Here is a 437-nt window from a genome sequence, read left to right as displayed (position 1 = left end):
AGGCCGAAGGCCCGGAAGCTGCGCCGCAGGAAACGCAGGCGCAGAACGCCCCGGAGGATGCCGAGGCAATGGCGGATGAACCCGCCGAGGCGCTGGCCGCTTGACCCGCGCCGAAGGCAAGCGCCCCGGCACTCGACCGGGGCGCTTCGCTTGAAGGAGAAGCCCCCATGAACCGCACCACCACCAGCCGCCCGCGCATGGCGGCGATCTATGCGCCCGGCACGGTACGCGCTCGCCGCTGGCACGGCGAAGGCGACGTGCGCGGCTACCGTCCGCTCCCCGGCTGGACAGCCTGCGCCGACCTGACCGACTTGCATCCCATCACGGGCCGCGCCTTGCCGCGTGCCATGTGGTGGATTATCGAAACCAAGGAATAACGAGCCGCACCGGCCCCAAGCCGTTCCGCCTTGGGGCCGGGGGGCGAAAATCCGGGCGCG

Annotated in this window: 1 protein-coding gene; it reads left to right on the top strand. The window is 71.4% G+C overall.

The window, feature by feature from the left end:
* Positions 1-167: 167 nt before the first annotated feature.
* Positions 168-377 carry a hypothetical protein gene (locus B3446_RS11295; protein WP_033948218.1) on the top strand — a complete coding sequence of 70 codons (210 nt, stop codon included), beginning with the start codon at positions 168-170 and terminating at the stop codon, positions 375-377.
* Positions 378-437: the final 60 nt, after the last annotated feature.

The organism is Achromobacter sp. UBA5777 (assembly GCF_002418565.1).
GTDB classification, from domain to species: Bacteria; Pseudomonadota; Gammaproteobacteria; order Burkholderiales; family Burkholderiaceae_B; genus Achromobacter; species Achromobacter animicus.
Note: the sequence above shows the minus strand (reverse complement) of the source record. Positions and strands in the feature narration are given on the sequence as shown.